Origin of the sequence: Bacillus sp. 22446 (assembly GCF_052044955.1) — a bacterium.
In the GTDB taxonomy this organism is placed as follows: Bacteria; Bacillota; Bacilli; order Bacillales; family Bacillaceae; genus Bacillus; species Bacillus altitudinis.
Genome location: NZ_JBQEOD010000002.1, coordinates 313,229 through 338,383 on the forward strand (window position 1 = coordinate 313,229; position 25,155 = coordinate 338,383).

Here is a 25,155-nt window from a genome sequence, read left to right on the forward strand (position 1 = left end):
AATCGAGGAGGAAAATAAATGTTACGCTCACTTTACTCAGGAATTAGTGGAATGAAAAACTTCCAATCAAAATTAGATGTTGTAGCCAACAACGTAGCCAACGTCAACACACACGGATACAAAAAAAGCCGTATCACTTTTAAAGATATGGTCAGCCAAACCATTGGAAGTTCTGGTGGGCCAACGAACAACTCTGGTTCAATCAACTCAAAGCAAATTGGTTTAGGGTCATCTTTATCTTCAATCGATAAAATCATGTCAGCGGGATCTTCTCAAAATACAAATGAACCTTACGACTTCTATATCAATGGAGATGGGTTTTTCCGTATTGAAGTTCAAGGAGAAGTTCTTTATACAAGAACAGGAAATTTCGACACTGATTCAGAGGGAAGCTTAGTCACCCCTGATGGAAATTATCTACTTGGAATGAATGGACAAAAGATAACGATTCCAGACGGTGTTTCAAGTGTAAGTGTTGGTCCAGATGGAACGATTTCGGTTGTTGAAAACAATGTATCAAGAACCGTTGGTCAAATATCACTCGTATCTTTCCGTAACGCAGGAGGGCTAGACAAAGTTGGTGACAACCTTTACCGCCAAACGTTAAGCTCAGGTGCTCCAAGTAATCCAATCGTACCAGGTGAACAAGGAACGGGCGTGGTCCAAACAGGTAAACTTGAAATGTCAAACGTTGATTTAACAGACGAGTTTACAGAAATGATTATCGCACAGCGTGGATTCCAATCGAATGCAAAGACGATCACAACATCTGATGAAATTCTGCAAGAACTTGTGAATCTGAAACGATAGGAGGTAGGGGGAGCGGTTTATCGCTTCTCTGCTTAATATGATTGAAGTGACAAGATTAAATGGCAAAGGATTTATGCTCAACGCTCTCCATATCGAGCAAATCGAAAGCTTTCCAGACACGACCATTACACTCGCCAATGGAAAGAAATTCGTTGTGAAAGAAGATGAAGAGCAGCTTCAGGAGAAAATCATTTCTTTCTATAGAAAAATCCAAGTCATTTCATTGAATCAAGGAATAGAGGAGTTTGAATGAAGAAGAAATTAGTCGTAGTAATGCTAATCATGATTATTGCTATCGTCGGAATTGGAGCAGGTATTGTCTTTCTGGTGAATGGGTCAGACGAAGCAAAAGCAGAAAAAGAGCCAACAGCAGATGAAGTCGTAAAAGCTTCTGTTGAAATTCCTGAGATTGTGACCAATTTAAAATCTGAAGGAAATGCGGTTAAACTTGTACTAAATATTGAAACTGATTCAGAAAAAGCCAAAGAAGAGCTTGAAAAAAGAAGCTTCCAAGTGAAAGATGCCGTGATTGACATTTTATCAGACACGAATGCAGATGAACTTGATGGCAAAAAAGGCAGAGAACATTTTAAAACACAGGTCAAAAACAAAGTGAATAACTATTTGCAAGATGGCAAGGTGAAAGAAGTTTATATAACCTCCTTTAATCTGCAATAGAGGCGATTAATTGACACGATGGAGGTGAAGAAATGTCAGGAGAAGTGCTTTCCCAGAATGAGATCGATGCATTATTATCCGCCATATCAACAGGCGAAATGGATGCAGAAGAGCTGAAAAAAGAAGAAACGACGAAAAAAGTGAAAGTGTATGACTTTAAACGTGCACTGCGCTTTTCAAAAGACCAGATTCGAAGTTTAACAAGAATTCATGATAACTTCGCTAGACTGCTTACCACACACTTTTCAGCGCAGCTAAGATCATATATTCAAATTTCTGTCAGCTCGGTTGACCAAGTGCCATATGAAGAATTTATTCGTTCGATTCCTAATATGACATTATTAAACTTATTTTACGTCAGCCCGCTTGAAGGAAGAATCATGCTTGAAGTGAACCCAACGATTGGCTATGCCATGATGGATAGGCTGATGGGTGGGATTGGCATTAGTCATAATAAGACAGAATCACTGACAGAAATCGAAACAAAGATTATCTCAAACATGTTTGAGGGAGCTTTGGAAAACTACAGAGAAGCGTGGCAGTCCATAACCGACATCGAGCCAGAAATGGCAGATTTCGAGGTAAATCCCCAGTTTGTTCAAATGGTGTCACCAAACGAAACAGTTGTCGTCATTTCTCTTAATACACAAATTGGTGAGGTAAGCGGGGTTATTAATCTCTGTATTCCTCACGTAGTATTAGAGCCTATTATTCCGAAGCTGTCTGTACACTACTGGATGCAATCGGAACGAAATGAACCGAAACAAGAAGAAACAAAGGCCATTGAAAAACGGATTATGACGGCGAAAATACCGGTAGTCGCAGAGCTTGGACAATCGGAAATGACGGTGGAAGAGTTTTTGAATTTGGAAATTGGTGATTGTATTGCCTTGGACAAACCAGTAAATGCGCCTCTTACTGTTATGGTCGGAAATAAACCGAAATTCTTGGGACAGGCCGGCCGCGTGAATCGGAAACAGGCGATTCAAATTCTAGATCACGACATAAGAGGTGAAGAAGATGGAGAATAACGGAAGTAAATTATCACAAGATGAAATCGATGCGCTCCTTAAAGGAGGCAGCAATGACGATATAGAGCCTGATACACTCCTTTCTGCAATGGAACAAGATGCCATTGGGGAAATCGGAAATATATCATTTGGAAGCTCTGCAACAGCACTTTCAACCCTATTAAGTCAAAAAGTGGAGATTACAACTCCAACTGTCACAGTGATTCAAAAAAGCAAGCTGAATGAGGAATTTCCTCATCCGTATGTCGCGATTGAAGTGAATTATACGGAAGGCTTCAGCGCTAGTAACCTGCTTGTCATCCAGCAAACCGATGCGGCAGTCATTGCGGATTTAATGATGGGCGGAGATGGAACAAATGCTGACCCGTCGTTAAGTGAAATTCACTTAAGTGCAGTACAAGAAGCGATGAACCAAATGATGGGTTCAGCAGCGACGTCCATGTCAACAGTCTTTAATAAAAAGATTGATATTTCTCCGCCTCGCGTTGAGTTGCTTGATGTGAAAGAAGGAGAAGGCACAGACCGCATTCCAGCTGAAGAGATGCTTGTCAAAGTGTCCTTTAGATTAACAATAGGTGAACTCATAGATTCAAATATTATGCAGCTTTACCCTATTACGTTTGCGAAAGATTTGATTGCAGAATTAACAGACCCAGCGGAAGAAGAGCCGGTTCAAGAAGCACCTCAGAGTGCACCTGAACCACAGCAGGCTGCTCCGCAAGCACAATCTGCTCCTATGCAGCAATCGGCACCGCCGAAAAGACAGGCGAAGCCAAAGCCGGCAGAACCTGTCAATGTGGCGCCAGTTGAATTTGAGGCATTTAGTGAGCCTCAGCATACAACAAGTCAGCTCGGTAATCTTGATATGCTGATGGATATTCCACTTTCCATTACAGTGGAGCTTGGAAGAACGCAGCGCAGTGTGAAAGAAGTACTTGAACTTTCCGCTGGAAGTATCATTGAACTGGACAAACTTGCAGGTGAGCCAGTCGACATTCTGGTCAACAAACGAATCGTCGCCAAAGGAGAAGTTGTTGTCATTGATGAGAACTTTGGTGTACGTGTGACTGACATTTTAAGTCAGTCTGAAAGACTTTCTAATTTAAAATAAACAAACATATAGGGAGAGAATAAGTAAATGGCTACTAAGGTATTAATCGTAGATGATGCAGCATTCATGAGAATGATGATTAAGGATATTCTTGTAAAAAATGGATTTGATGTAGTAGGAGAAGCAGAAAACGGCGCACAAGCTGTTGAAAAATATAAAGAAACATCTCCTGATCTAGTCACAATGGATATCACAATGCCAGAAATGGACGGGATCACAGCATTAAAAGAAATTAAACAAATCGATGCTTCGGCAAAAATCATTATGTGCTCAGCGATGGGACAACAATCAATGGTTATTGATGCCATCCAAGCAGGTGCAAAAGACTTTATCGTGAAGCCATTCCAGGCAGACCGTGTACTTGAAGCAATTAATAAAACGTTAGGCTAAAAAAGGGTGTAAGACTTGTTGAAAAAACGTTTGATATGTATAGCAATGATCAGTTTTATGCTTTTCTTGACAGCGCAGCCAGCCTCACTGTTTGCTGAAACAAAAGATCCTGAAAATGGCATGGTGAATGACTGGATCAAAGATGAGAAAGAAAGCAAAAAGGATACAGAAAAGAAAACCACTGACAATCAAACGAATCCGGCAGAAGAAGTTCCCTCTTCTTCTGTCTCCATTATGGATTTTGTCAAAATGATTGGTGCCTTACTTTTTGTCATCCTGCTCATTTACGGATTGGTGAGATTTGTTGGAAAGCAAAACCGCTTACTCAAGCCATTTCGCTATGTTGAAAATATTGGCGGAACGACGGTTGGTCAAAATCGTTCAGTTCAGCTGATCAAAGTGGGCAAACGAGTATTAGTTGTCGGCGTAGCAGACTCAATCCAGCTGCTAAAAGAAATCGATGATGAACAAGAATGCGAAGCGATTGTGAAACAATACGAAGAAGCGATGGAAAGTAAGACTGACTTACCGAAAATGATGCAAAAATTAACATCGCAAGTGAAGAAACACGATCAGCCGACCACTTCTTCTTTTTCAGCCAATTTAAAGGCGCAGCTAGCCGAATTGAAAAAGACCCAATCAGAAGTCAGAAAGAAAGGCCCGAAACAAAATGAATGAGTTTATCGATTTATTTAATTCCAGTGGCGCAGGGAATATTAGCACATCTGTCCGTCTTCTTTTATTGTTAACTGTATTTTCAGTTGCACCAGGCATTCTTATTTTAATGACCTGTTTTACACGGATTGTGATTGTTCTTTCGTTCGTCAGAACATCACTTGCAACCAACTCAATGCCGCCAAACCAAGTGCTTGTAGGACTTGCTTTGTTTCTCACATTTTTTATTATGGCACCCACGTTCTCAGAGATTAATAAAGAGGCACTCACGCCGCTTTTAAATGATGATATTACGTTAAATCAGGCCTATGAAAAAGCCGAAGTGCCAATTAAAGAGTTTATGAGTAAACATACGAGACAGAAAGATTTGGCTTTATTTCTTAGTTACGCAAAAATGGATACCCCTGAATCGATTAAAGATATTCCTTTAACGGCGATGGTACCAGCGTTTGCAATTTCAGAATTAAAGACGGCATTTCAAATTGGTTTTATGATTTTTATTCCATTTTTAATTATTGACATGGTGGTCGCAAGTGTCCTGATGTCGATGGGGATGATGATGCTTCCGCCGGTTATGATATCGCTCCCTTTCAAAATATTGTTATTTGTATTAGTTGATGGATGGTATTTGATTGTTAAATCTTTGCTGCAAAGCTTTTAGAGTAGGTGCTTAAAACATGAGTTCAGAATTTGTCATTACGATGGCTGAAAGATCAGTGTATGTTGTATTACTTGTCAGCGGGCCGCTTCTAGCGCTCGCACTAATCGTGGGACTAATTGTCAGTGTGTTTCAGGCGACAACCCAAATCCAAGAACAGACGCTTGCGTTCATTCCGAAAATTGTTGCAGTGCTCATTGGGCTTGTTGTGTTTGGTCCGTGGATGCTTTCAACAATTGTGTCATTTACAACAGAGCTGTTCTCGAATTTAGATCGATTTGCAGGTTAATCAGAGATGTCAATCATAGAATTATTTCCTGCCTTTCTTCTCGTTTTCATTCGGATCACCGCTTTTTTCGTGACAGTGCCGCTATTAGCGCATCGAACGATACCAGCAGTTCACAGAGTTGGTTTTTCACTGTTTTTGGCTGTCATTAGTTTTAGCACCATTAAAGAACCGCCAGCACTCGATATCGATGGTCTTTATATGATGCTTGCCGTGAAAGAAGCAATGGTCGGACTTCTTCTTGGACTGATTGCATATATCATGGTGTCCGCAGTTCAAATTGCCGGCTCATTCATCGATTTTCAAATGGGTTTTGCAATCGCCAATATCATTGATCCACAAACAGGGGCGCAAACGCCGCTGATGGGGCAGTTTTTTTATACGGTGACCTTGCTGCTGATGCTGGCAACAAATGCACATCATTTGCTGCTTGATGGAATCTATTACAGTTTTCAATATATTCAAGTTGATCAGTATGCGCTGAACTTCGGTAGTGAATCCTTTGCTTACTTTATTGCAAAGAGCTTCAACCAAATGTTCATCATAGCCTTTCAAATCTCAGCACCTGTTGTGGCTAGTTTGTTTTTAGTCGATTTGGCATTAGGAATTGTGGCACGTACAGTTCCACAAATGAACGTATTTGTCGTTGGACTTCCCATTAAAATGGGCGTGAGTTTTATTATGATCATCATTTGTATGGGTGTCATCTTCGGGGTCGTCCAAAATACATTTGAAACGATTGTGCTCACCATGAGGAATTTCTTAGCATTGGTCGGTGGTTCGTCATGACGACAAGACTTAGACTCGACTTGCAATTTTTCGCAGGTGAAAAAACAGAAAAAGCAACACCGAAAAAAAGACGGGATTCACGTAAAAAAGGGCAGGTTGCCAAAAGTACCGACGTCAATACAGCCATCTCATTTCTACTAATCTTTTTATCATTCTTTTTTATTGGGCCTTTTATGAAAGAGCGTATTATTGCGCTCATTGAACGTTTTTATTCAACAACGATGCTAATGAAGGTTAGCACATCTAATATTCACCAGTTGTTCTTGGAATTGCTTCAAGAGACAGGTCTCCTCCTCATGCCAATTCTTGGTGTTGGGATGCTTGCAGGGATCATTAGTAACTATTTGCAGGTTGGCTTTCTCTTTTCGACAGAAGTAATCAAACCGAAATTAGAAAAACTCGATCCAATCAAAGGGTTTAAACGAATATACAGTATTCGAGCACTCGTTGAGCTATTAAAATCCATTTTGAAAATTGGTTTTGTTGGTTTTGCAACATTTATCGCTCTATGGATGCACTTTGACGAAATCTTGCGGCTCCCTCTACTCACTGCAGAGGAAACTCTTCATTTCGTGGCAAATATGACCTTGATTATGGGGCTATATGCAGCAGGTGCTCTTCTGATCTTAGCCGGGCTTGATTATATGTATCAGAAATTTGATTATGAAAAAAACTTACGGATGTCTAAACAAGACATCAAAGATGAGTATAAAAAATCAGAGGGTGACCCGCTCATAAAATCAAAAATTAAACAGCGGCAAAGGGAAATGGCCATGAGACGGATGATGCAGGAAGTCCCAAAAGCGGACGTCATCATTACAAACCCGACCCACTACGCAATTGCCTTGAAATATGACGAAGAAAAGATGGACGCGCCCTATGTTGTGGCAAAGGGAACAGATATTTTGGCTTTGAAAATTAGAACAATTGCGAAAGAACATGATGTCATGACTGTAGAGAACCGGCCACTCGCCCGCGCCCTCTATGATCAAGTGGATATCGACCAAGCGGTGCCGGAGGAGTATTTTAAGGCGATCGCAGAAATTTTGGCTTACGTATATAAAACGAAACAAAAGATTTTATGAATTTTTGGTTTTAAAAGGAGAGAACAGGCATGTCAGCAAGAGATTTATCTGTTTTATTCAGTGTTATTTTAATCGTGGCGATGCTGGTCATACCGTTTCCGCCCATCCTATTAAGTATTTTAATCATTATTAATATTTCTCTTGCGCTTATCGTGCTTCTCACCACAATGAACATGCAAGAACCACTGCAATTTTCCATTTTTCCATCTTTGCTTTTGCTCTTAACACTGTTTCGTTTAGGGCTTAACATCTCTACAACCCGTTCTATTTTATCAACTGGAGATGCTGGTAAGGTTGTAGAAACGTTTGGATCATTTGTTGTTGGGGGCAATATACTCGTTGGTCTGGTTGTCTTCCTTATTCTGATCATCATTCAGTTTATTGTCATCACCAAAGGGGCAGAGCGTGTATCAGAGGTTGCGGCCAGATTTACACTCGATGCGATGCCAGGTAAACAGATGAGTATTGACGCAGATTTGAATGCAGGAATGCTGACAGAAAGTGAAGCTAGAAACCGCCGTGAAAAAGTAGCAAGAGAAGCAGACTTTTATGGTGCGATGGATGGTGCAAGTAAGTTCGTTAAAGGGGATGCCATCGCAGGTATTATCATCGTTATTATCAATATTATTTTTGGCATCATTATTGGGATGATTCAGCAAGGAATGTCGATTCAAGAATCAGCTTCCCACTTTACTCTTTTAACAGTAGGGGACGGAATTGTGTCGCAAATCCCTGCACTTCTCATCTCAACAGCGACAGGGATTGTTGTCACGAGAGCGGCTTCTAACGGAAACCTTGGTTCAGACATTACGGGTCAGCTCTTTGCCTTCCCTGCCATGCTTTACGTCACAGCAGGTACGATCTTCCTGCTTGGATTGTTTACGCCAATTGGCGTACTTTTGACAGGGCCGATCGCAGGTTTACTTGCACTCGGTGCGTACATGATGTCGAAGAACAAACAGGATCAAGAAGAGATTGAAGAAGTACTGGAAGAACAGGCAGAGGTAGAAGAGATGAAAAGTCCAGAAAGTGTCATTCATCTCCTGCAAATGGATGCCATTGAATTTGAATTTGGCTACGGGTTGATCCCGCTTGCAGATGCCAATCAAGGCGGAGACCTGCTAGACCGAATTGTCATGATCAGAAGGCAGCTTGCTCTTGAACTAGGTCTTGTCATTCCAGTTGTCCGTATTCGAGACAACATTGCGCTGAACCCGAATGAATACAGGCTCAAAATAAAAGGGAACGAAGTGGCAAAAGGAGAGCTGCTGCTCGATCATTACTTAGCGATGTCTCCAACGCCTGATGATGATCCGATTGAAGGAATTGAAACAATCGAACCATCCTTTGGTCTGCCGGCAAAATGGATATCAGAAGCAGAAAAAGATCAGGCTGAAATGCTTGGGTATACAGTGGTCGATCCAGCATCTGTTGTGTCTACCCACATCACAGAGAAGATTAGACAAAACACCCATGAACTGCTTGGACGCCAAGAAACGAAGCAATTAATCGATCATCTGAAAGAAAGTTATCCAGTTCTAGTAGATGAGGTAACACCGAATCCACTAGCGGTCGGGGATATCCAAAAAGTACTTGCAAAGCTTCTGAAAGAAAAGGTCTCCATTCGAAACCTTGTGACCATTTTTGAGACCCTTGCAGACTACGGAAAATTAACGACTGATACAGACTTGCTAACAGAGTATGTTAGACAGGCACTTGCAAGACAGATTACTGCACAGTATGCAAGAGAAAATGAATCACTGAAAGTCGTGACATGCTCAGGCCGAGTCGAAAAGGTGATTGCAGACAGCGTGCAGCAAACAGAGCATGGGAACTACTTATCGTTAGATCCAGAATCCTCTGAAAGTGTGATTCAATCAGTGGCGAGAGAAATTGAACAGCTTTCGCTTCGTCAGGAAACGCCGGTTCTATTATGCTCACCTCCTATAAGAATGTACGTCAAACAGTTGTTAGAAAGATATTTCCCAGATTTACCGGTACTATCTTATAACGAACTAGAAGCAAATGTGGAAGTACAGAGCATCGGAGTGGTGGATATCTAATGAAAATGAAAAAAATCACAGCGAATTCTATGCAGGAGGCAACGATCCAAATCAGGCAGCAGCTTGGGAAGGATGCCGTCATATTAAATTCGAAAACCGTTGTCAAACGAAAGCTGTTCGGTTTAAAGAAACAGCAAATGGTCGAAGTGATTGCAGTGCTGGATCAAGATTTTGAAGAAAGAGCCGGCAAAGGATTACAACCAGCAGCTGCGCCTATCCCGGTGTTACCGAAAAAGGAGCAGACTCAACACCTTACACAAGAGCTGCCGTCTGCCACTCAAGCAGTCAAAGCAGCGCCTTCTCATTCTCAGCCTATAGAATATGCAAGAAACGAACGCCATGCCGGGATCTTGCCGGATTCTCTCATGAAAATGGATCAAAAGCTAAAGGATCAAGGTCTTGATGATGAGATTCGAGATGAATGCTTAAAGGGTCTTTTAACAAAGGGTGCTGTGAAAGAAGAGCAGATTGAAAAAGAACTTGAAAAATTACTCACAGGGATGCTGCCGGCTCACACTTCTGATGAGCCGATGATTCGTTCGAAATACATTGTGCTGTTTGGTTCAACTGGTGCTGGTAAAACGACAACGATTGCAAAGCTGGCTGCGAAAACGGCTATTCAGCAGCAAAAGAAAATTGCTTTTATCACAACAGATACGTACCGGATTGCAGCGATTGAACAACTAAAAACATATGCTGAACTGCTGAATGCACCTCTTGAGGTTTGTTATTCAAGAGAGGACTTTGTGAAAGCACAGCAGACCTTTAAAGACTATGATCATATTTTCATCGATACAGCAGGCCGTAACTTTAAAGAAGAGGCGTACATCAAAGAGCTGACAGATATCATTCCATTTGATGAAAGCATTCAAAGTTTTCTTGTCATGAGTGCGACATCGAAATATCAAGATATGAAAGCCATGGTCAAACGTTTTGAACACGTTCCAATCGATCAATTTATTTTTACAAAAGTTGATGAAACAGACACGATGGGAACGATCTTTCAAATCATTGCAGAATCTCAAATCGGGCTCGGGTTTTTAACAAATGGCCAAAATGTGCCTGAGGATATTCTTGAGAGTTCCCCCCTTGATTTGACAAGGATGGTCTTACAATGATGAAGCCTGACCAAGCCGAAGGTTTAAGAAAGCTTGTTCAGCAGAACCAACTGATCGTACCGAACTCTCTTCATGCGAATGGACAAGCGAAAACCATTGCTGTCATGAGCGGTAAAGGCGGAGTAGGTAAATCGAATTTGACACTGAATATGGCACTGTCTATCGCAAGTACGGGCAAGCAAGTGCTCATCATCGACCTCGACTTTGGCATGGGGAATATTGATATTTTACTAGGGAAAACATCGACCAGCTCTATATTAGACGTGCTTGTTAGAAAAAAATCCTTCCAAGCGGCTATGACAAAAGGAACGGACAATCTGTATTACATTTCTGGCGGAAGCGGGCTTGAACAGCTGTTTTCTTTAGACAAAGATCAATGGTCGTTCTTTTTAGAAGAGATGGAGAAAATATTGAATGACTTTGATTGTATATTCTTTGATATGGGTGCAGGCTTGTCAAAAGATCAACTCCCATTTGTCTTATCGGCAGGAGAAGTGGTCGTTGTGACAACGCCAGAACCAACATCCATCATGGATGCCTACAGCGCAATTAAGCACTTAGCCATTCATCAGTTTGAACAGTCTGTTCAAATCATTGTCAACCGGTGTAAAACCCCTTCGGAAGGATCTGAAACGTACCGGAAATTAGCGGGAGTGGTGACGTCATTTCTACACCGAAAGCTTGTGTTTGCTGGTGCGGTACCTGATGATCCTGCTGTTCCTAAAGCAGTCACTGAACAAATACCATTTTATATGAAGCAGCCTCATTCAAGGCTAAGTAAAACCATTAAAATGTTGGCTGAAACACTTTATCATCAGCAGATAAGAGAGGCACAGAGAGAGCAGCATACGTTTATAGATAAGTTGTCCTCTTTTTTTAAAAGGAGGAAAGTGGACTCATGATTAGAGTGCTTGTAGTAGATGACTCGGCTTTTATGAGAAAACTCATCAGTGATTTCCTAAGTGCCGAGCAAGAAATTGAAGTCGTCGGAACGGCGAGAAATGGAGAAGATGCCTTAAAACGGATTAAGGAATTGAATCCAGATGTTGTCACACTTGATGTGGAAATGCCTGTTCTAAATGGAACAGAAGCATTAAAACAAATTCTGGCTGAACACGACCTTGCTGTGATTATGGTGTCAAGCCAGACGAAGCAAGGGAAGGAATTAACCATCCATTGCTTAGAACTCGGTGCTTTTGACTTTGTGACAAAGCCTTCAGGAAGTATTTCGCTCGATTTACACAAAGTAAGAGGTCAAATTGTAGAGCGGGTACTTGCGGCAGGCCTGTCTAGAAAACGTACTGAGAAACAAGTTTCTCCTAAGCCGTTCATGAAGCCGCCAAGTCCAATTCCAGCGGCCGCTCCCCGCCTGCAAGAAGTAAGAAGCGGCTCATCACTCCGAAAGATTATTTCAATCGGAACTTCTACGGGAGGGCCTAGGGCGCTTCAACGAGTCGTCACGAAGCTGCCAAAAGACATAGAGGCGCCGATTTTGATTGTGCAGCATATGCCGGCAGGATTTACGGCATCGCTGGCTACTAGATTAGATCATTTATCACAAATTACGATCAAAGAAGCTCAAGATGGAGACATCGCTAAAAATGGAGTGGCTTACATAGCTCCTGGTGGATTGAATATGTCACTTCATGAACAAGGGGCAGCTTTAGTGATCAGGCTGTCCCCAGAAGACACTGACAGCCGTCACAAACCTTCTGTTAACTATTTATTTGAATCCATCAGCAACATAAAAGGTTACGAGAAAATCGCTGTCATTATGACAGGAATGGGTAGTGACGGCACAGAAGGTGTCAAAAAAATGGTCGCAAGTGGTCATACAAAAGTCATTGCAGAAAAAGAAGAATCATGTGTTGTTTTCGGAATGCCTAAATCAGTCATTAAAGCAGGCCTTGCACATGAAACAAGGCATGTGGATGACATCGCACATGCAATTATAAGCTCCATGAAAAAAGAGAGGGCGTGAACACGTTGGATGTAAACCAATACTTAGATATCTTTTTAGATGAAAGCAGAGAACACTTACAAACTTGTAATGAAAAACTTCTTGAATTAGAAAAGAACCCAACAGACTTGCAGCTAGTGAATGATATATTCAGAGCCGCTCATACACTGAAAGGCATGAGTGCAACGATGGGCTATGATGATATGGCTCAATTAACACATCATTTAGAAAACATGTTTGATGCCATCAGAAACGAACAAATGATTGTCACTCCTGAATCAATGGATACGATGTTTGAAGCACTCGATCACCTTGAAGCAATGGTTCAATCGATTGCAGAGGGCGGGGATGGAAAACGTGATGTCACGGAGATTAGTAAAAAACTAGATGTGACAGGAAGCCATGCAGAAACAGCATCTGCCGTTGAGACAGCTGAAGCATCATCAGCTGCAAGCGACCTAGATTATAACGAATTTGAACGAACAGTTCTTGATGAAGCAAGAGAACAAGGCTTTAAATGTTATGAGCTGACCGTGACATTAAGTGACGCATGCTTATTAAAAGCCGTTCGTGTCTATATGATTTTTGAAAGACTGAACGAAGCAGGAGAAGTTGTCAAAACGGTTCCGAATGCAGAACTTTTAGAATCAGAAGATTTTGAATCTGAATTCAGCATTTCTTACTTATCGAAACAGCCGATGGAAGAAGTGAAAAAAATCGTGACAGCGATCTCAGAGGTTGAACAAGTGGAGATTTCTGAAGTCTCTGCCTTTGAAGAAGCGGCTCCGGCTGAAACAAAAGCAGCGAAACCTGAGCAGAAAAATGAAGAAGCCACAGTTCCTGCCACTAAAGCGCCAGCAAACGATGCGCCAAAAGCAAATGGCAATAACGGTGCAGCTGCCGGCGGAACGAAAACGATCCGTGTCAACATCGATCGTCTAGATTCACTTATGAACCTGTTTGAAGAGCTTGTCATAGATAGAGGACGTTTAGAACAGATTGCCAAAGAACTTGAAAACAACGAACTCACGGATACAGTGGAAAGAATGTCCCGTATTTCTGGCGACCTGCAATCGATCATCTTGAACATGAGAATGGTGCCTGTAGAAACGGTGTTTAACAGATTCCCTCGTATGATTCGTCAATTGACGAAAGAGCTCAATAAGAAAATTGAACTGATCATTGAAGGTGCTGAGACAGAGCTTGATCGAACAGTGATCGATGAAATTGGCGATCCGCTCTTACACTTACTTAGAAACAGTCTCGATCACGGGATTGAATCACCAGAAGAACGTGTGAAAAAAGGCAAACCAGAAAAAGGAACCGTTCTATTAAAAGCGTATCATAGCGGAAACCATGTCTTCATTGAAGTAGAAGATGATGGCGGCGGGATTAACCGTAAAAAGGTCCTTGAAAAAGCATTAGAGCGCGGAGTTATTACGGAAAGAGAAGCGGAAACACTTGAAGATCACCAAATTGATTCATTGATCTTTGCAGCAGGGTTCTCTACAGCTGATACGATTTCTGATATCTCGGGCCGAGGTGTAGGTCTTGACGTTGTGAAAAACAAGCTGGAATCATTAGGTGGTTCTGTGAGTATTAACTCAACAGAAGGTCAAGGCTCACTTTTCTCAATTCAGCTTCCACTCACATTATCGATCATTTCCGTACTTCTTGTGAAACTAGAGGAAGAAACATTTGCTATTCCGATTTCTTCTATTATAGAAACGGCTGTCATTAAGAAGAGTGACATCCTTCAAACGCATGATCGTGAAGTCATTGATTTCCGCGGATTTATCGTACCGGTTGTGTACTTGAAGAAACAGTTCAACGTACCAAATGCGAATGATTTAGAAGAAGAACTGCACATTATTGTTGTCCGTAAAGGAGACAAGCTAACAGCATTTGTGGTCGATTCGTTTATCGGTCAGCAAGAGGTCGTATTAAAATCACTTGGAGATTACCTACCAAACGTATTTGCGATATCAGGCGCAACAATCTTAGGTGACGGTCAGGTTGCACTCATCGTTGACTGTAATGCACTGATCAAGTAAAAAACAATAGAGGAGCGGTCTGAAATGAGTACAGATATCAAAACTGGCGAAAAGATGATTGTGTTTATCGTAAACAAAAAAGAATACGCCATTTCAGTATCAGAAGTAAAGTCCATTGAAAAATGGCAGCAGCCGACAAGAGTTCCTGGCGTTGCCCCTTATATTTGCGGTGTCATTAATCTACGTGGTGTCGTGACACCTGTCATTGACCTTAGAGTGAGACTTGGATCAACTGACAACGAGATTACAGACGAAACAAGAATGATTATTGTACAAGTTGGTGACATTGAAGTCGGCTGGATTGTTGATGAAGCAAATGATGTCATTACTGTTCATCAGGAAGAGGTAGAATCTTCTACTGATACAGCTGAAAAAGAAGGACTGTCATGGGTGACAGGAATTATTAAGCATGATCAGCGTCTATTCAATATCATTCATGCTGGTGCGGTCCTCGACAAGAGCGTGCAAGATGCACCTGTTCATTAAGGGGGATGTGAGATGAGCATTTTCAATGAAATTAAAGATGAACAGCTAGATATATTAAGTGAGGTTGGGAATATCGGAGCAGGCCATGCAGCGTCTGCTCTTGCCAGCCTATTGAATCGCAAAATTGATATGGCTGTTCCTTTTGTCAAAGTTCTCTCGTTTGAAGATTTAATGGATTTCTTTGGTGGAGCAGACCTTCCAGTTGCCAGTATCTTTTTGCGAATGGAGGGTGATCTTACCGGTTCAATCTTTTTCATTATGCCGTTTGAACAAGCTGAACAATTTGTAAGAGAGCTTGTTCAGGACCCAGCATTTGATATTGATACGATTCATGAACACATGCTAGGAACATCAGCGCTTCATGAGCTAGGAAATATTTTAGCAGGCTCTTATTTATCAGCACTTGCCGATTTAACAAAACTGCAGCTTCACCCAAGTGTTCCAGATGTCACGCTCGACATGTTCGGGGCTGTCATTAGTGAAGGATTAATGCAGTTTAGCCCTCTCGGCGATCAGGCGATTGTGATTGATACATCGATTTTCGATGATCAAAATCAGCAAGAGCTGAAAGGAAATATGTTTCTATTACCAGACTTTGAATCGTTTGAAAAACTGTTCAAAGCATTAGGTAACCTATAATGAACGTGCAGATTCCGGCAGTTGTAAAGGTTGGTATAGCGGATGTTCAGCTTGTGAAAACACCGGACCGTATTCGGACATCCGGTCTCGGTTCTTGCGTAGGACTTGTCCTTTTTGACCAAGAAAAAAAACTGGCAGGACTTGTCCATGTCATGCTTCCAGACTCCTCTCTTTCAAAAGGAGCTGTAGAGAACTTGGCTAAGTATGCAGATACAGGTGTCAAGCATACAATTGATCTGCTCTTAAAAGAAGGAGCGCGCAAACATGCGCTAAAAGCGAAGCTTGCTGGCGGTGCAGAAATGTTTAAATTTAAGTCAACCAATGATCTGATGAGAATTGGACCTAGAAATGTATCAGCTGTGAAAGAACATCTGTCTCTTCATCATATCCCGATCATTAGTGAGGACACGGGCGGAAACAATGGACGCACGATTGAATTCGATCCGCTTACAACAGAACTTGAGATCCGCACTGTGAAACAAGGCATTATGAAGATATAACTAAGGAAGTATAGGGGGAGAAAGATGCAATCCTTAAATTACGAAGATCAGGCGCTATGGGCTAGATGGAAAGAGTGGAAGGACCCAGCTGCTGGAGATGATCTTATGCGCCGCTATATGCCGCTCGTCACATATCATGTTGGAAGAATTTCCATCGGTCTCCCGAAGTCAGTGCACAAAGAAGACTTGATCAGTCTAGGGATGCTCGGTTTATATGATGCCCTTGAAAAATTTGACCCCGGAAGAGATCTGAAGTTTGATACATATGCATCCTTCAGAATTCGCGGGGCCATCATCGACGGTCTTCGTAAAGAGGACTGGCTGCCTCGTACATCAAGAGAAAAAACAAAAAAAGTAGAAGCGGCAATTGAAAAGCTTGAACAGCGATATTTACGAAATGTGACACCAACAGAGGTTGCTGAAGAACTCGGCATGAGTGAACAAGATGTGGTCACAACGATGAATGAAGGGTTCTTTGCGAATTTGCTCTCGATTGATGAGAAGCTGCATGATCAAGAAGACGGAGAAAACGTTCAAGTCATGATTCGCGATGAAAAGACTGTGACACCTGAAGAGAAAATGCTGAAAGATGAATTAATTGAACAGCTTGCCGAAAAAATGACAGAGCTTTCGGAAAAAGAAAAGCTTGTGATTAGTCTTTTCTATAAAGAGGAATTGACGTTAACGGAAATTGGTCAAGTGCTTAATTTATCGACCTCCCGCATTTCGCAAATTCATTCAAAGGCATTGTTCAAGCTTAAGCATCTGCTTGATAAAGCCATTCAATCTTAAAGAGTTAGTGAGTGAAAAAATATGCTATGGCTGATTAGCTTTATGCTTCATGCTGCACTTATTTATTTTGTGATCATTTTATACACGAGAATGAATTCGCTGAAGGCAACAGAACAAAAGCAGCGAGAGCTTTTAGAAGAAACGGAAAATACCCTGGCTGCATTTTTGATGGAAGTCAAAGAAGAGAATGAAAAACTATCAAAAGCTGCAGCCACTTCCCCTGATTTTTCTGCTGAAGAGCTGAAATCGGATCTTCAGACACCAAAGCAGCCACAACCACCAATTGAATCCCAGCAATCGGTAGAAAGTGAAGATCCAGTTCCAGAGCACCTGTCGGCTCTCCTTAGCGAAGTTGAGGTGCAGGAAGAGAAGGTAAACGAACCCGTTTCAAGTCTCGAAACAGAAGCTTCTGCGCCTTCTGAAAGTGAAAGAGAAGAAACATTTGAGGATCAAGTAAAGGCCTTATATGATCAAGGGCTATCATTAGAAGAAATAGCGAAAGAATTAAAAACGGGCAAGACAGAAATCGAGCTTTTATTAAAATTTAGCGGAAAGCTGTAAAGGATTCTTGATTGTCAGTCCATCATGTGTTATATTATTTCTTGGTGTTAAATACACACGCTTAATGATTCGTATGAAGGTGCTGCCGTGGCGCAGTTTTATGTGAACATGACTTAAGCGGAGGAAAAAAAACCATTATATTAGGAGGCAACAACATGTCAGTTATTTCTATGAAACAATTGCTAGAAGCTGGTGTTCACTTCGGTCACCAAACACGCCGTTGGAACCCAAAAATGAAGCGTTACATCTTTACAGAGCGTAACGGTATCTACATCATCGATCTTCAAAAAACGGTGAAAAAAGTAGAGGAAGCTTACAACTTCACGAAAAACCTTGCTGCTGACGGAGGAAAAATCCTTTTCGTTGGTACGAAAAAGCAAGCACAAGATTCAGTGAAAGAAGAAGCAATCCGTTCTGGTATGTTCTATGTAAACCAACGCTGGCTTGGTGGAACGTTAACAAACTTTGAAACAATCCAAAAACGTATCAAACGTTTAAAAGATATTGAAAAAATGCAAGAAAACGGTACGTTCGAAGTTCTTCCTAAGAAAGAAGTCGTTCAACTGAAAAAAGAATTAGAACGTCTTGAAAAATTCCTAGGCGGAATCAAAGACATGAAGGGTCTTCCAGATGCACTTTTCATTATCGACCCTCGTAAAGAGCGTATTGCAGTTGCAGAAGCTCGTAAATTGAATATCCCAATTATCGGTATCGTTGACACAAACTGTGATCCAGACGAAATTGATGTTGTGATCCCTGCAAACGATGATGCAATCCGTGCTGTAAAACTTCTAACTGCTAAAATGGCAGATGCGATTCTTGAGTCTAAACAAGGCGAAGAAGAAGCTGTTGTAGAAGAAACGACAGAAACTGAAACAACAACTGCGTAACCTATTCAAAAGGTGATAAGAGGGAACTGCCTTTTATCACCTTTTTTTCACCTAGTAATCCGTGTTTTAACATAGAAGGAGGAAATGTAAAATGGCAATTACTGCTCAATTAGTAAAAGAACTGCGTCAAAAAACTGGTGCAGGTATGATGGACTGTAAAAAAGCGTTAACAGAAACTGATGGTGACATCGACAAAGCAATCGATCTTCTAAGAGAAAAAGGGATCGCAAAAGCTGCGAAAAAAGCAGACCGTATTGCGGCAGAAGGATTAACTCTTATTAAAACTGACGGCAACACTGGTGTTATCCTAGAAGTAAACTCTGAGACTGATTTCGTTGCGAAAAACGAAGGATTCCAAAATCTTCTTAACGAACTTGCTGATCATTTACTTGCTGCGAAACCTGCAACAATTGAAGAAGCACATGCTTCTAAAATGGAAAATGGTTCAACAGTTGAAGAACATATTACTTCTGCAATTGCGAAAATCGGAGAAAAAATTACGCTGCGCCGTTTCTCAGTCATCACAAAAGAAGATAACGCTGCATTCGGTTCTTACTTACACATGGGCGGACGCATCGGTGTATTAGCGGTTCTTAACGGAACAACTGATGAAGAGCTTGCGAGAGACATCGCAATGCACGTTGCTGCTGTAAACCCTAAATACATTTCTCGTGACCAAGTGTCTGAAGAAGAAGCAAACCGTGAGCGTGAAGTATTAACACAACAAGCGCTTCAAGAAGGAAAGCCTGAAAATATCGTTGCTAAAATGGTAGAAGGCCGTCTAAACAAATTCTTCGAAGAAATTTGCTTACTTGACCAAGCATTCGTTAAAAACCCAGATGAAAAAGTGAAACAAGTTGTAGGTGCGAAAAACGCAACTGTTCAAACTTATGTTCGCTATGAAGTGGGCGAAGGTATCGAAAAGCGTCAAGACAACTTTGCTGAAGAAGTCATGAGCCAAGTGAAAAAATAATGTTTGAAAAGCTCTCTGGGGCTTTTTTAGGGAGCACAAGCACTGTGTTCCCTATTTTTTAGAGGATATTGATTTACAAAAGACGGTTTCTTACGCATAATAAGAGACGGTATAGTTTACACTTGGAGGTTATCATGAGCAAACCGAAATATAATCGCATTGTACTGAAGCTAAGTGGAGAAGCACTAGCTGGTGATGCTGGAAATGGAATTAACCCAACTGTCATTCAATCAATTGCAAAGCAAGTAAAAGAAATTGCAGAACTTGATGTTGAAGTTGCAGTCGTTGTAGGTGGAGGAAACCTTTGGCGTGGTAAGACAGGCAGTGACTTAGGAATGGACCGGGCAACAGCAGACTATATGGGGATGCTTGCAACAGTGATGAATTCATTGGCATTACAAGACAGCCTAGAAACGCTTGGCATTCAGTCTAGAGTACAAACCTCTATCGAAATGAGACAGGTTGCAGAGCCATACATAAGAAGAAAAGCGATCCGTCACCTTGAGAAGAAACGTGTCGTGATTTTTGCTGCAGGTACTGGTAACCCTTATTTCTCTACTGATACAACAGCAGCACTTCGTGCAGCTGAAATTGAAGCAGATGTCATTTTAATGGCGAAAAACAATGTAGACGGTGTCTACAGTGCTGATCCTCGTACAGATGCGGATGCAGTAAAATATGATAAGCTTTCATATCTTGATGTACTAAAAGAAGGGCTTGCTGTAATGGATTCTACTGCGTCCTCATTATGTATGGACAATGACATTCCATTAATCGTCTTCTCTATTATGGAAGAAGGAAATATTAAACGTGCCGTCAATGGCGAATCAATCGGAACGATCGTGAGGGGGAAATAACGTGTCAAAAGAAGTGTTGAACCAAACAAAAGAAAAAATGGAAAAAGCCGTTCAAGCATACGGACGTGAACTAGCAACTGTCCGTGCGGGCAGAGCTAATGCTTCCCTTTTAGACAAAGTAACAGTGGATTACTATGGTGCGCAAACACCACTAAACCAAATTGCGTCAATTACAGTGCCAGAAGCACGTATGCTGATTATCACACCTTACGATAAAACAGCGATCGGTGATATCGAAAAGGCGATCCAAAAGTCTGATCTTGGTATCACACCAACAAGTGACGGAAACGTGATCCGTATTGCGATCCCAGCACTAACAGAAGAAAGACGTAAAGAACTTGTAAAAGTTGTGAGAAAATACTCAGAAGAAGCAAAAGTAGCTGTTCGTAACGTTCGTCGTGATGCAAACGATGAATTGAAAAAGCTAGAGAAAAATGGGGAGATCACTGAAGATGAATTAAGATCATCTACAGAGGATGTTCAAAAATTGACAGATGAATATGTCGCTAAAATTGATGAAGTGACAAAAGATAAAGAAAAAGAAATCATGGAAGTTTAAGAAAAAACTATGTACAATAGATAATAGTGAAAAGACCCTCTTCATGTTTACAGGGGGTTTTTTTGTTAATACTGTTGAGGACTATATTATTAGCGGGAACGCAACCTTTTTGGGTGATGGAGGAATCTCATGCTCAATATACTCAAAAATTGGAAGAATCAGCAAACAGCAGCTTCCAACTTAGAAAGCCTGACAAAAGAAGACATATTAAATGGAGAAATTCCTGAACATATCGCCATTATCATGGATGGGAATGGAAGATGGGCGAAAAAACGTGCGCTTCCACGGGTAGCAGGACATCATGAAGGAATGAAAGTTGTCAAGCGCATGACCAAGCTTGCAAATGAGCTGAATGTCAAAGTGCTGACTTTGTATGCTTTCTCTACAGAAAATTGGAAACGTCCAAAACTAGAAGTAGACTTTTTAATGAAGCTTCCTGAAGAGTTTCTAAACATCTATCTGCCTGAACTCATCGAGGAAAATGTCCGTGTACGTTTAACAGGTGATCCAGACGGCCTCCCGCAGCATACGAAAAAAGCGGTAGAGAACGCAGTGAAGAGTACGGCGAATAATGACGGACTCATTTTAAATTTTGCGCTCAATTATGGAGGACGGACAGAAATTATTTCTGCATGCAGACAAATTTCTGAAAAAGTCAAAGAAGGCAAGCTTCGAGCAGAAGACATCACAGAAGAGATGTTTTCAGCTTATTTAATGACAGAATCTCTTCAAGATCCGGATTTGCTTATTCGTACGAGTGGAGAAATTAGATTAAGCAACTTTATGCTTTGGCAAATTGCATACAGCGAGTTTGTCTTTACGGATGTGCTTTGGCCTGACTTTTCTGATGAGCATCTCATAGGCGCTATCGGAGAGTACCAGCGCCGCGGCCGGAGGTTCGGTGGAATTTAGAGGGTGGTGCAGATGAAACAAAGAATTTTGACGGGTGTTCTGGCAGCTGCAGTGTTTTTACTTGCAGTGATTTATGGACAAATGCCATTTACCCTGCTGATTTATTTAATGGGAAGTGTCGCTCTCTTTGAGCTTCTTAGAATGAAAAAGATTTCGATTTTCAGCTTTCCTGGCATTGTCAGCTTAATATTGCTTTGGCTTTTAATGGGCGGAGAAAATAGCTTCTTCCCGAACGTAGACGCATCAAAAATGCAGATTGCTTTATTTGCAGTCTTAATCCTTTTAACTTATACAGTTCTGAGCAAAAACTCTTTCACATTCGATGAGGTTGCTTTTGTTATATTAGCCACATTATATATTGGCGTTAGTTTCTATTATTTTATTCAAATTAGAGGCTTGTATGGCATGAGTGCGATCTTCTTCGCAGCGGTGATTATTTGGTCCACTGACTCAGGTGCCTATTTTATTGGGAAATCTATGGGGAAACGAAAGCTTTGGCCAGAGATCAGCCCAAACAAAACAGTAGAAGGATTTATCGGCGGAATCGTCACAGCGGTCGTGCTGTCACTTGTGTTCCAGGCGGTTACAGGATTTTTGCCATCATATCTGCTTGTTATGTTTATTACTCTTTTGCTCAGTATTTTTGGACAGCTTGGCGACCTTGTGGAATCTGCTTTAAAGCGTCATTACCATGTGAAGGATTCAGGGACAATCCTCCCAGGTCATGGCGGAATTTTGGACAGGTTTGACAGCTTTTTATTCGTTCTGCCGTTTTTATATTTATTGCTGGCCACGTTTGCTAGCTAACCTCATAGAAACTAATTGAACGAGAGAAGGAGTGGCAATTTGAAATATATTTCGCTATTAGGCGCAACAGGATCAATTGGAGAACAAACATTAGATGTGATCAGGCAGCATCCAGACAAATTCAAGTTGAAAGCGATGACGTTTGGCAGAAATATAGACAAGGCCATCCCTATCATTGAACAATTTCAGCCTGAATTTGTTGGATGTGTAGACGAAGCGACCTATCGCACGTTAAAAGGTCATTCATTTCAATACGATGTCAAAATGGCTGCGGGTGATGAAGCAAACATCGAAGCAGCGACCTATGATGCAGTGGATGTTGTGGTCAATGCACTGGTAGGAAGTGTCGGACTTGTACCGACATTAAAAGCCATTGAACAAAAAAAGACGATCGCACTTGCAAATAAGGAAACACTTGTGACAGCTGGTCATATAGTAAAAGAGTACGCCAAAAAGTATGACGTGCCTTTACTTCCTGTCGATAGTGAACACTCCGCTATTTTTCAATCCCTGCAAGGTGAACAAGCTAAAAACATTGAACGCTTAATCGTCACAGCTTCAGGCGGCAGTTTCCGAGATAAAAAACGCACGGAGCTTGAAGGTGTAACGGTTGAAGAAGCGCTGAATCATCCGAACTGGTCCATGGGCGCAAAAATCACGATCGATTCAGCGACCATGATGAATAAGGGGCTTGAGGTGATTGAGGCGCATTGGCTGTTTGATATCCCATACGATCAAATTGATGTGCTGTTACATAAAGAGAGCATCATCCATTCCATGGTGGAATTCCATGACAAAAGTGTCATGGCTCAGTTAGGTACACCTGACATGAGGGTTCCGATTCAATACGCGCTCACTTATCCTGATAGAGCGCCATTAAAAGAGGCGAAATCATTAAACCTTTGGGAGATTGGACAATTAAATTTCCAAAAAGCGGATTTTGACAGGTATCGCTGCTTACATTTTGCTTATGAATCAGGTAAAATAGGAGGGACAATGCCTACTGTGCTTAATGCAGCCAATGAAATAGCTGTTGATGCATTTTTAAAAGGCAAAGTAACGTTCCTGCAAATTGAAGAATTGATTGAAAAGGCACTGAACAGACATCATGTGATTTCAACGCCTAGTTTGCAAGATATCCATGAAGTGGACAAAGATACACGAGACTTTGTTCAATCAATCCTCGCATAAGGTGGTATGTTCGTGAATACAGTGATTGCGTTTATTATTATTTTTGGAACGCTCGTTTTTTTCCACGAGCTTGGCCATTTAATTATGGCGCAGCGCGCAGGCATTCTATGCCGCGAGTTCGCAATTGGTTTTGGACCGAAGATTTTCTCCTTTAAACGAAAAGAAACCGTCTATACCATCAGACTTCTGCCAATCGGCGGATTTGTTAAAATGGCTGGAGAAGACCCTGAAGTCATTGAAATTAAACCGGGTCATACAGTGGGGCTCTTATTCAATGAGCAAAATGAAGTAGAAAAAATCATTTTAAATGATAAAGAGAAATATCCTGATGCACTTGTCATTGAAGTTGAACAAATTGATTTAGATCATGCGATGAGAATTTCAGGATATGAGGCTGGAAATGAAGACATTCTGACTGGCTACAATGTAAGCCAAACAAGCTTCTATATTGCAGATGGTGAAGAAATTCAAATTGCGCCATACAACCGTCAGTTTGGTTCAAAAACAGTATGGCAGCGTATTAAAGCCATTGCAGCTGGACCGATTATGAACTTTATCCTGGCATATGTGATTCTAGTGGCTTTAGGATTTATTCAAGGTGTAACCGTGGATGATCCTGTACTTGGTAAGCTGACAAAAGACGGCCGGGCAGCGCAAGCTGGGCTTATGCAGGGAGATCATATCGTTTCAATTAACGGGGATAAAATGAATTCTTGGACAGACGTTGTTCAAACGGTTCAAAAGAACCCAGATAAAAAAATGAATGTCGTCATTGACCGAGATGGCAAAGAAAGCACCATTCAAGTTGTACCGGAAGCTGTGAAGGCCGAAGGAAAAACCATTGGCCGTTTTGGCTCTTACCCGCCAACAGAAAATGGCTTTCTCAAAGTCATCTCATCTTCAGGAACGACAGTGATATCAACAGCAGGTCTCATCTTAACGAACTTGCAAAAGATTGTCACAGGACAATTTTCATTAGATATGCTTGCAGGTCCTGTTGGAATATATGACATGACAGGAGAAGTAGCGAAACAAGGTGTGTTAACATTAATGCAGTTTGCTGCGTTTCTTAGTATCAACTTAGGGATCGTGAATTTATTACCGATTCCTGCATTAGACGGAGGAAGATTACTTTTCCTATTCGTTGAAGCCATTCGCGGCAAACCAATTAATCGTGAGAAAGAGGCACTTGTTGTCTTCATTGGTGTTGCGTTCCTCATGCTATTAATGCTAGTAGTGACATGGAATGACATCCAGCGATTATTTTTATAAAAACCAAT

29 protein-coding genes are annotated in these 25,155 nt (G+C 41.3%); all 29 read left to right on the forward strand.

Annotation, left to right across the window (positions count from 1 at the left end; all coding sequences use genetic code 11):
- The first annotated feature begins 18 nt into the window (after positions 1 to 18).
- Positions 19 to 810 carry a flagellar basal body rod protein FlgG gene (flgG, locus tag ACTJJD_RS05870; RefSeq protein ID WP_017359086.1) on the forward strand — a complete coding sequence of 264 codons (792 nt, stop codon included), beginning with the start codon at positions 19 to 21 and terminating at the stop codon, positions 808 to 810.
- A gap of 37 nt (positions 811 to 847) precedes the next feature.
- Positions 848 to 1,063 (forward strand): flagellar FlbD family protein, encoded by a 216-nt coding sequence (locus ACTJJD_RS05875; RefSeq protein ID WP_008344794.1) that lies wholly within the window; start codon positions 848 to 850, stop codon positions 1,061 to 1,063.
- Positions 1,060 to 1,488: a flagellar basal body-associated protein FliL gene (fliL, locus tag ACTJJD_RS05880; RefSeq protein ID WP_007499592.1), complete on the forward strand. Its 429-nt coding sequence runs from the start codon at positions 1,060 to 1,062 to the stop codon at positions 1,486 to 1,488. The genes ACTJJD_RS05875 and fliL overlap by 4 nt, the downstream gene beginning before the upstream one ends.
- 32 nt (positions 1,489 to 1,520) lie before the next feature.
- Positions 1,521 to 2,519 carry a flagellar motor switch protein FliM gene (gene fliM, locus ACTJJD_RS05885; RefSeq protein ID WP_008354483.1) on the forward strand — a complete coding sequence of 333 codons (999 nt, stop codon included), beginning with the start codon at positions 1,521 to 1,523 and terminating at the stop codon, positions 2,517 to 2,519.
- Positions 2,509 to 3,630, forward strand: coding sequence for a flagellar motor switch phosphatase FliY (gene fliY / locus ACTJJD_RS05890; RefSeq protein WP_007499588.1), 1,122 nt, complete (start codon positions 2,509 to 2,511; stop codon positions 3,628 to 3,630). Before fliM ends, fliY begins: the two co-directional genes overlap by 11 nt.
- A gap of 27 nt (positions 3,631 to 3,657) precedes the next feature.
- Complete coding sequence (locus ACTJJD_RS05895; protein ID WP_007499584.1) at positions 3,658 to 4,020, forward strand: response regulator; 363 nt, start codon at positions 3,658 to 3,660, stop codon at positions 4,018 to 4,020.
- A gap of 18 nt (positions 4,021 to 4,038) precedes the next feature.
- On the forward strand, positions 4,039 to 4,698 hold the full coding sequence (gene fliZ, locus ACTJJD_RS05900; protein ID WP_041090515.1) for a flagella biosynthesis regulatory protein FliZ: 660 nt from the start codon (positions 4,039 to 4,041) through the stop codon (positions 4,696 to 4,698).
- A complete protein-coding gene (gene fliP, locus ACTJJD_RS05905) occupies positions 4,691 to 5,356 on the forward strand; it encodes a flagellar type III secretion system pore protein FliP (RefSeq protein WP_007499580.1) in 666 nt (221 codons plus the stop codon). The genes fliZ and fliP overlap by 8 nt, the downstream gene beginning before the upstream one ends.
- 16 nt (positions 5,357 to 5,372) lie before the next feature.
- On the forward strand, positions 5,373 to 5,642 hold the full coding sequence (gene fliQ / locus ACTJJD_RS05910; protein ID WP_003211206.1) for a flagellar biosynthesis protein FliQ: 270 nt from the start codon (positions 5,373 to 5,375) through the stop codon (positions 5,640 to 5,642).
- Positions 5,643 to 5,648: 6 nt separating this feature from the next.
- The gene (gene fliR, locus ACTJJD_RS05915; protein ID WP_007499578.1) at positions 5,649 to 6,428 is read left to right on the forward strand and encodes a flagellar biosynthetic protein FliR; all 780 of its coding nucleotides are present in this window, start codon (positions 5,649 to 5,651) and stop codon (positions 6,426 to 6,428) included.
- Entirely contained in the window at positions 6,425 to 7,513 is a 1,089-nt protein-coding gene (flhB, locus tag ACTJJD_RS05920; RefSeq protein WP_008344784.1) for a flagellar biosynthesis protein FlhB, read from the forward strand. Before fliR ends, flhB begins: the two co-directional genes overlap by 4 nt.
- A 29-nt stretch (positions 7,514 to 7,542) precedes the next feature.
- The gene (gene flhA / locus ACTJJD_RS05925; protein ID WP_008344782.1) at positions 7,543 to 9,576 is read left to right on the forward strand and encodes a flagellar biosynthesis protein FlhA; all 2,034 of its coding nucleotides are present in this window, start codon (positions 7,543 to 7,545) and stop codon (positions 9,574 to 9,576) included.
- Positions 9,576 to 10,694 carry a flagellar biosynthesis protein FlhF gene (gene flhF / locus ACTJJD_RS05930; RefSeq protein ID WP_440608175.1) on the forward strand — a complete coding sequence of 373 codons (1,119 nt, stop codon included), beginning with the start codon at positions 9,576 to 9,578 and terminating at the stop codon, positions 10,692 to 10,694. Before flhA ends, flhF begins: the two co-directional genes overlap by 1 nt.
- Entirely contained in the window at positions 10,691 to 11,596 is a 906-nt protein-coding gene (locus ACTJJD_RS05935; RefSeq protein WP_052320407.1) for a MinD/ParA family protein, read from the forward strand. The genes flhF and ACTJJD_RS05935 overlap by 4 nt, the downstream gene beginning before the upstream one ends.
- Positions 11,593 to 12,675, forward strand: coding sequence for a protein-glutamate methylesterase/protein-glutamine glutaminase (locus ACTJJD_RS05940; RefSeq protein ID WP_008344775.1), 1,083 nt, complete (start codon positions 11,593 to 11,595; stop codon positions 12,673 to 12,675). The genes ACTJJD_RS05935 and ACTJJD_RS05940 overlap by 4 nt, the downstream gene beginning before the upstream one ends.
- Before the next feature lie 5 nt (positions 12,676 to 12,680).
- The gene (locus ACTJJD_RS05945) at positions 12,681 to 14,708 is read left to right on the forward strand and encodes a chemotaxis protein CheA (RefSeq protein WP_052320408.1); all 2,028 of its coding nucleotides are present in this window, start codon (positions 12,681 to 12,683) and stop codon (positions 14,706 to 14,708) included.
- A gap of 24 nt (positions 14,709 to 14,732) precedes the next feature.
- On the forward strand, positions 14,733 to 15,194 hold the full coding sequence (locus ACTJJD_RS05950) for a chemotaxis protein CheW (protein ID WP_007499568.1): 462 nt from the start codon (positions 14,733 to 14,735) through the stop codon (positions 15,192 to 15,194).
- Between the two features lie 12 nt (positions 15,195 to 15,206).
- Positions 15,207 to 15,833, forward strand: a complete 627-nt coding sequence (locus tag ACTJJD_RS05955) for a chemotaxis protein CheC (protein WP_007499567.1) — start codon at positions 15,207 to 15,209, stop codon at positions 15,831 to 15,833.
- Positions 15,833 to 16,333 carry a chemotaxis protein CheD gene (locus tag ACTJJD_RS05960; RefSeq protein ID WP_007499566.1) on the forward strand — a complete coding sequence of 167 codons (501 nt, stop codon included), beginning with the start codon at positions 15,833 to 15,835 and terminating at the stop codon, positions 16,331 to 16,333. Before ACTJJD_RS05955 ends, ACTJJD_RS05960 begins: the two co-directional genes overlap by 1 nt.
- 24 nt (positions 16,334 to 16,357) lie before the next feature.
- Positions 16,358 to 17,125 carry a FliA/WhiG family RNA polymerase sigma factor gene (locus tag ACTJJD_RS05965; protein WP_007499565.1) on the forward strand — a complete coding sequence of 256 codons (768 nt, stop codon included), beginning with the start codon at positions 16,358 to 16,360 and terminating at the stop codon, positions 17,123 to 17,125.
- A gap of 21 nt (positions 17,126 to 17,146) precedes the next feature.
- Positions 17,147 to 17,686: a hypothetical protein gene (locus tag ACTJJD_RS05970; RefSeq protein WP_045034267.1), complete on the forward strand. Its 540-nt coding sequence runs from the start codon at positions 17,147 to 17,149 to the stop codon at positions 17,684 to 17,686.
- A 155-nt stretch (positions 17,687 to 17,841) separates the two neighbouring features.
- Positions 17,842 to 18,576, forward strand: coding sequence for a 30S ribosomal protein S2 (rpsB, locus tag ACTJJD_RS05975; protein ID WP_007499561.1), 735 nt, complete (start codon positions 17,842 to 17,844; stop codon positions 18,574 to 18,576).
- 91 nt (positions 18,577 to 18,667) lie between these two features.
- Positions 18,668 to 19,549 (forward strand): translation elongation factor Ts, encoded by an 882-nt coding sequence (gene tsf / locus ACTJJD_RS05980; RefSeq protein WP_007499558.1) that lies wholly within the window; start codon positions 18,668 to 18,670, stop codon positions 19,547 to 19,549.
- Between the two features lie 134 nt (positions 19,550 to 19,683).
- A complete protein-coding gene (gene pyrH, locus ACTJJD_RS05985) occupies positions 19,684 to 20,406 on the forward strand; it encodes a UMP kinase (protein WP_008344767.1) in 723 nt (240 codons plus the stop codon).
- Between the two features lies 1 nt (position 20,407).
- A complete protein-coding gene (gene frr / locus ACTJJD_RS05990; protein ID WP_008344764.1) occupies positions 20,408 to 20,965 on the forward strand; it encodes a ribosome recycling factor in 558 nt (185 codons plus the stop codon).
- A 129-nt stretch (positions 20,966 to 21,094) separates the two neighbouring features.
- Positions 21,095 to 21,877 (forward strand): isoprenyl transferase, encoded by a 783-nt coding sequence (locus ACTJJD_RS05995; RefSeq protein WP_007499552.1) that lies wholly within the window; start codon positions 21,095 to 21,097, stop codon positions 21,875 to 21,877.
- Between the two features lie 12 nt (positions 21,878 to 21,889).
- Entirely contained in the window at positions 21,890 to 22,684 is a 795-nt protein-coding gene (locus ACTJJD_RS06000; protein WP_007499550.1) for a phosphatidate cytidylyltransferase, read from the forward strand.
- 39 nt (positions 22,685 to 22,723) lie between these two features.
- On the forward strand, positions 22,724 to 23,875 hold the full coding sequence (dxr, locus tag ACTJJD_RS06005; protein WP_017359078.1) for a 1-deoxy-D-xylulose-5-phosphate reductoisomerase: 1,152 nt from the start codon (positions 22,724 to 22,726) through the stop codon (positions 23,873 to 23,875).
- Between the two features lie 6 nt (positions 23,876 to 23,881).
- Complete coding sequence (rseP, locus tag ACTJJD_RS06010) at positions 23,882 to 25,147, forward strand: RIP metalloprotease RseP (protein ID WP_007499546.1); 1,266 nt, start codon at positions 23,882 to 23,884, stop codon at positions 25,145 to 25,147.
- Positions 25,148 to 25,155: the final 8 nt, after the last annotated feature.

Excerpts from the sequence above, each read along its gene's own strand:
- ACTJJD_RS05935 (WP_052320407.1), top strand. The coding sequence starts at position 10,691 with ATGATGAAGCCTGACCAAGCCGAAGGTTTAAGAAAGCTTGTTCAGCAG.
- ACTJJD_RS05965 (WP_007499565.1), top strand. The coding sequence starts at position 16,358 with ATGCAATCCTTAAATTACGAAGATCAGGCGCTATGGGCTAGATGGAAA.
- ACTJJD_RS05895 (WP_007499584.1), top strand. The coding sequence starts at position 3,658 with ATGGCTACTAAGGTATTAATCGTAGATGATGCAGCATTCATGAGAATG.
- ACTJJD_RS05875 (WP_008344794.1), top strand. The coding sequence starts at position 848 with ATGATTGAAGTGACAAGATTAAATGGCAAAGGATTTATGCTCAACGCT.
- fliP (WP_007499580.1), top strand. The coding sequence starts at position 4,691 with ATGAATGAGTTTATCGATTTATTTAATTCCAGTGGCGCAGGGAATATT.
- fliL (WP_007499592.1), top strand. The coding sequence starts at position 1,060 with ATGAAGAAGAAATTAGTCGTAGTAATGCTAATCATGATTATTGCTATC.
- flgG (WP_017359086.1), top strand. The coding sequence starts at position 19 with ATGTTACGCTCACTTTACTCAGGAATTAGTGGAATGAAAAACTTCCAA.
- flhF (WP_440608175.1), top strand. The coding sequence starts at position 9,576 with ATGAAAATGAAAAAAATCACAGCGAATTCTATGCAGGAGGCAACGATC.
- ACTJJD_RS05940 (WP_008344775.1), top strand. The coding sequence starts at position 11,593 with ATGATTAGAGTGCTTGTAGTAGATGACTCGGCTTTTATGAGAAAACTC.
- ACTJJD_RS05950 (WP_007499568.1), top strand. The coding sequence starts at position 14,733 with ATGAGTACAGATATCAAAACTGGCGAAAAGATGATTGTGTTTATCGTA.
- ACTJJD_RS05995 (WP_007499552.1), top strand. The coding sequence starts at position 21,095 with ATGCTCAATATACTCAAAAATTGGAAGAATCAGCAAACAGCAGCTTCC.
- ACTJJD_RS05960 (WP_007499566.1), top strand. The coding sequence starts at position 15,833 with ATGAACGTGCAGATTCCGGCAGTTGTAAAGGTTGGTATAGCGGATGTT.
- fliQ (WP_003211206.1), top strand. The coding sequence starts at position 5,373 with ATGAGTTCAGAATTTGTCATTACGATGGCTGAAAGATCAGTGTATGTT.
- tsf (WP_007499558.1), top strand. The coding sequence starts at position 18,668 with ATGGCAATTACTGCTCAATTAGTAAAAGAACTGCGTCAAAAAACTGGT.
- flhA (WP_008344782.1), top strand. The coding sequence starts at position 7,543 with ATGTCAGCAAGAGATTTATCTGTTTTATTCAGTGTTATTTTAATCGTG.
- flhB (WP_008344784.1), top strand. The coding sequence starts at position 6,425 with ATGACGACAAGACTTAGACTCGACTTGCAATTTTTCGCAGGTGAAAAA.
- ACTJJD_RS06000 (WP_007499550.1), top strand. The coding sequence starts at position 21,890 with ATGAAACAAAGAATTTTGACGGGTGTTCTGGCAGCTGCAGTGTTTTTA.
- rpsB (WP_007499561.1), top strand. The coding sequence starts at position 17,842 with ATGTCAGTTATTTCTATGAAACAATTGCTAGAAGCTGGTGTTCACTTC.
- fliY (WP_007499588.1), top strand. The coding sequence starts at position 2,509 with ATGGAGAATAACGGAAGTAAATTATCACAAGATGAAATCGATGCGCTC.
- ACTJJD_RS05955 (WP_007499567.1), top strand. The coding sequence starts at position 15,207 with ATGAGCATTTTCAATGAAATTAAAGATGAACAGCTAGATATATTAAGT.
- ACTJJD_RS05970 (WP_045034267.1), top strand. The coding sequence starts at position 17,147 with ATGCTATGGCTGATTAGCTTTATGCTTCATGCTGCACTTATTTATTTT.
- fliR (WP_007499578.1), top strand. The coding sequence starts at position 5,649 with ATGTCAATCATAGAATTATTTCCTGCCTTTCTTCTCGTTTTCATTCGG.
- fliM (WP_008354483.1), top strand. The coding sequence starts at position 1,521 with ATGTCAGGAGAAGTGCTTTCCCAGAATGAGATCGATGCATTATTATCC.
- pyrH (WP_008344767.1), top strand. The coding sequence starts at position 19,684 with ATGAGCAAACCGAAATATAATCGCATTGTACTGAAGCTAAGTGGAGAA.
- rseP (WP_007499546.1), top strand. The coding sequence starts at position 23,882 with ATGTTCGTGAATACAGTGATTGCGTTTATTATTATTTTTGGAACGCTC.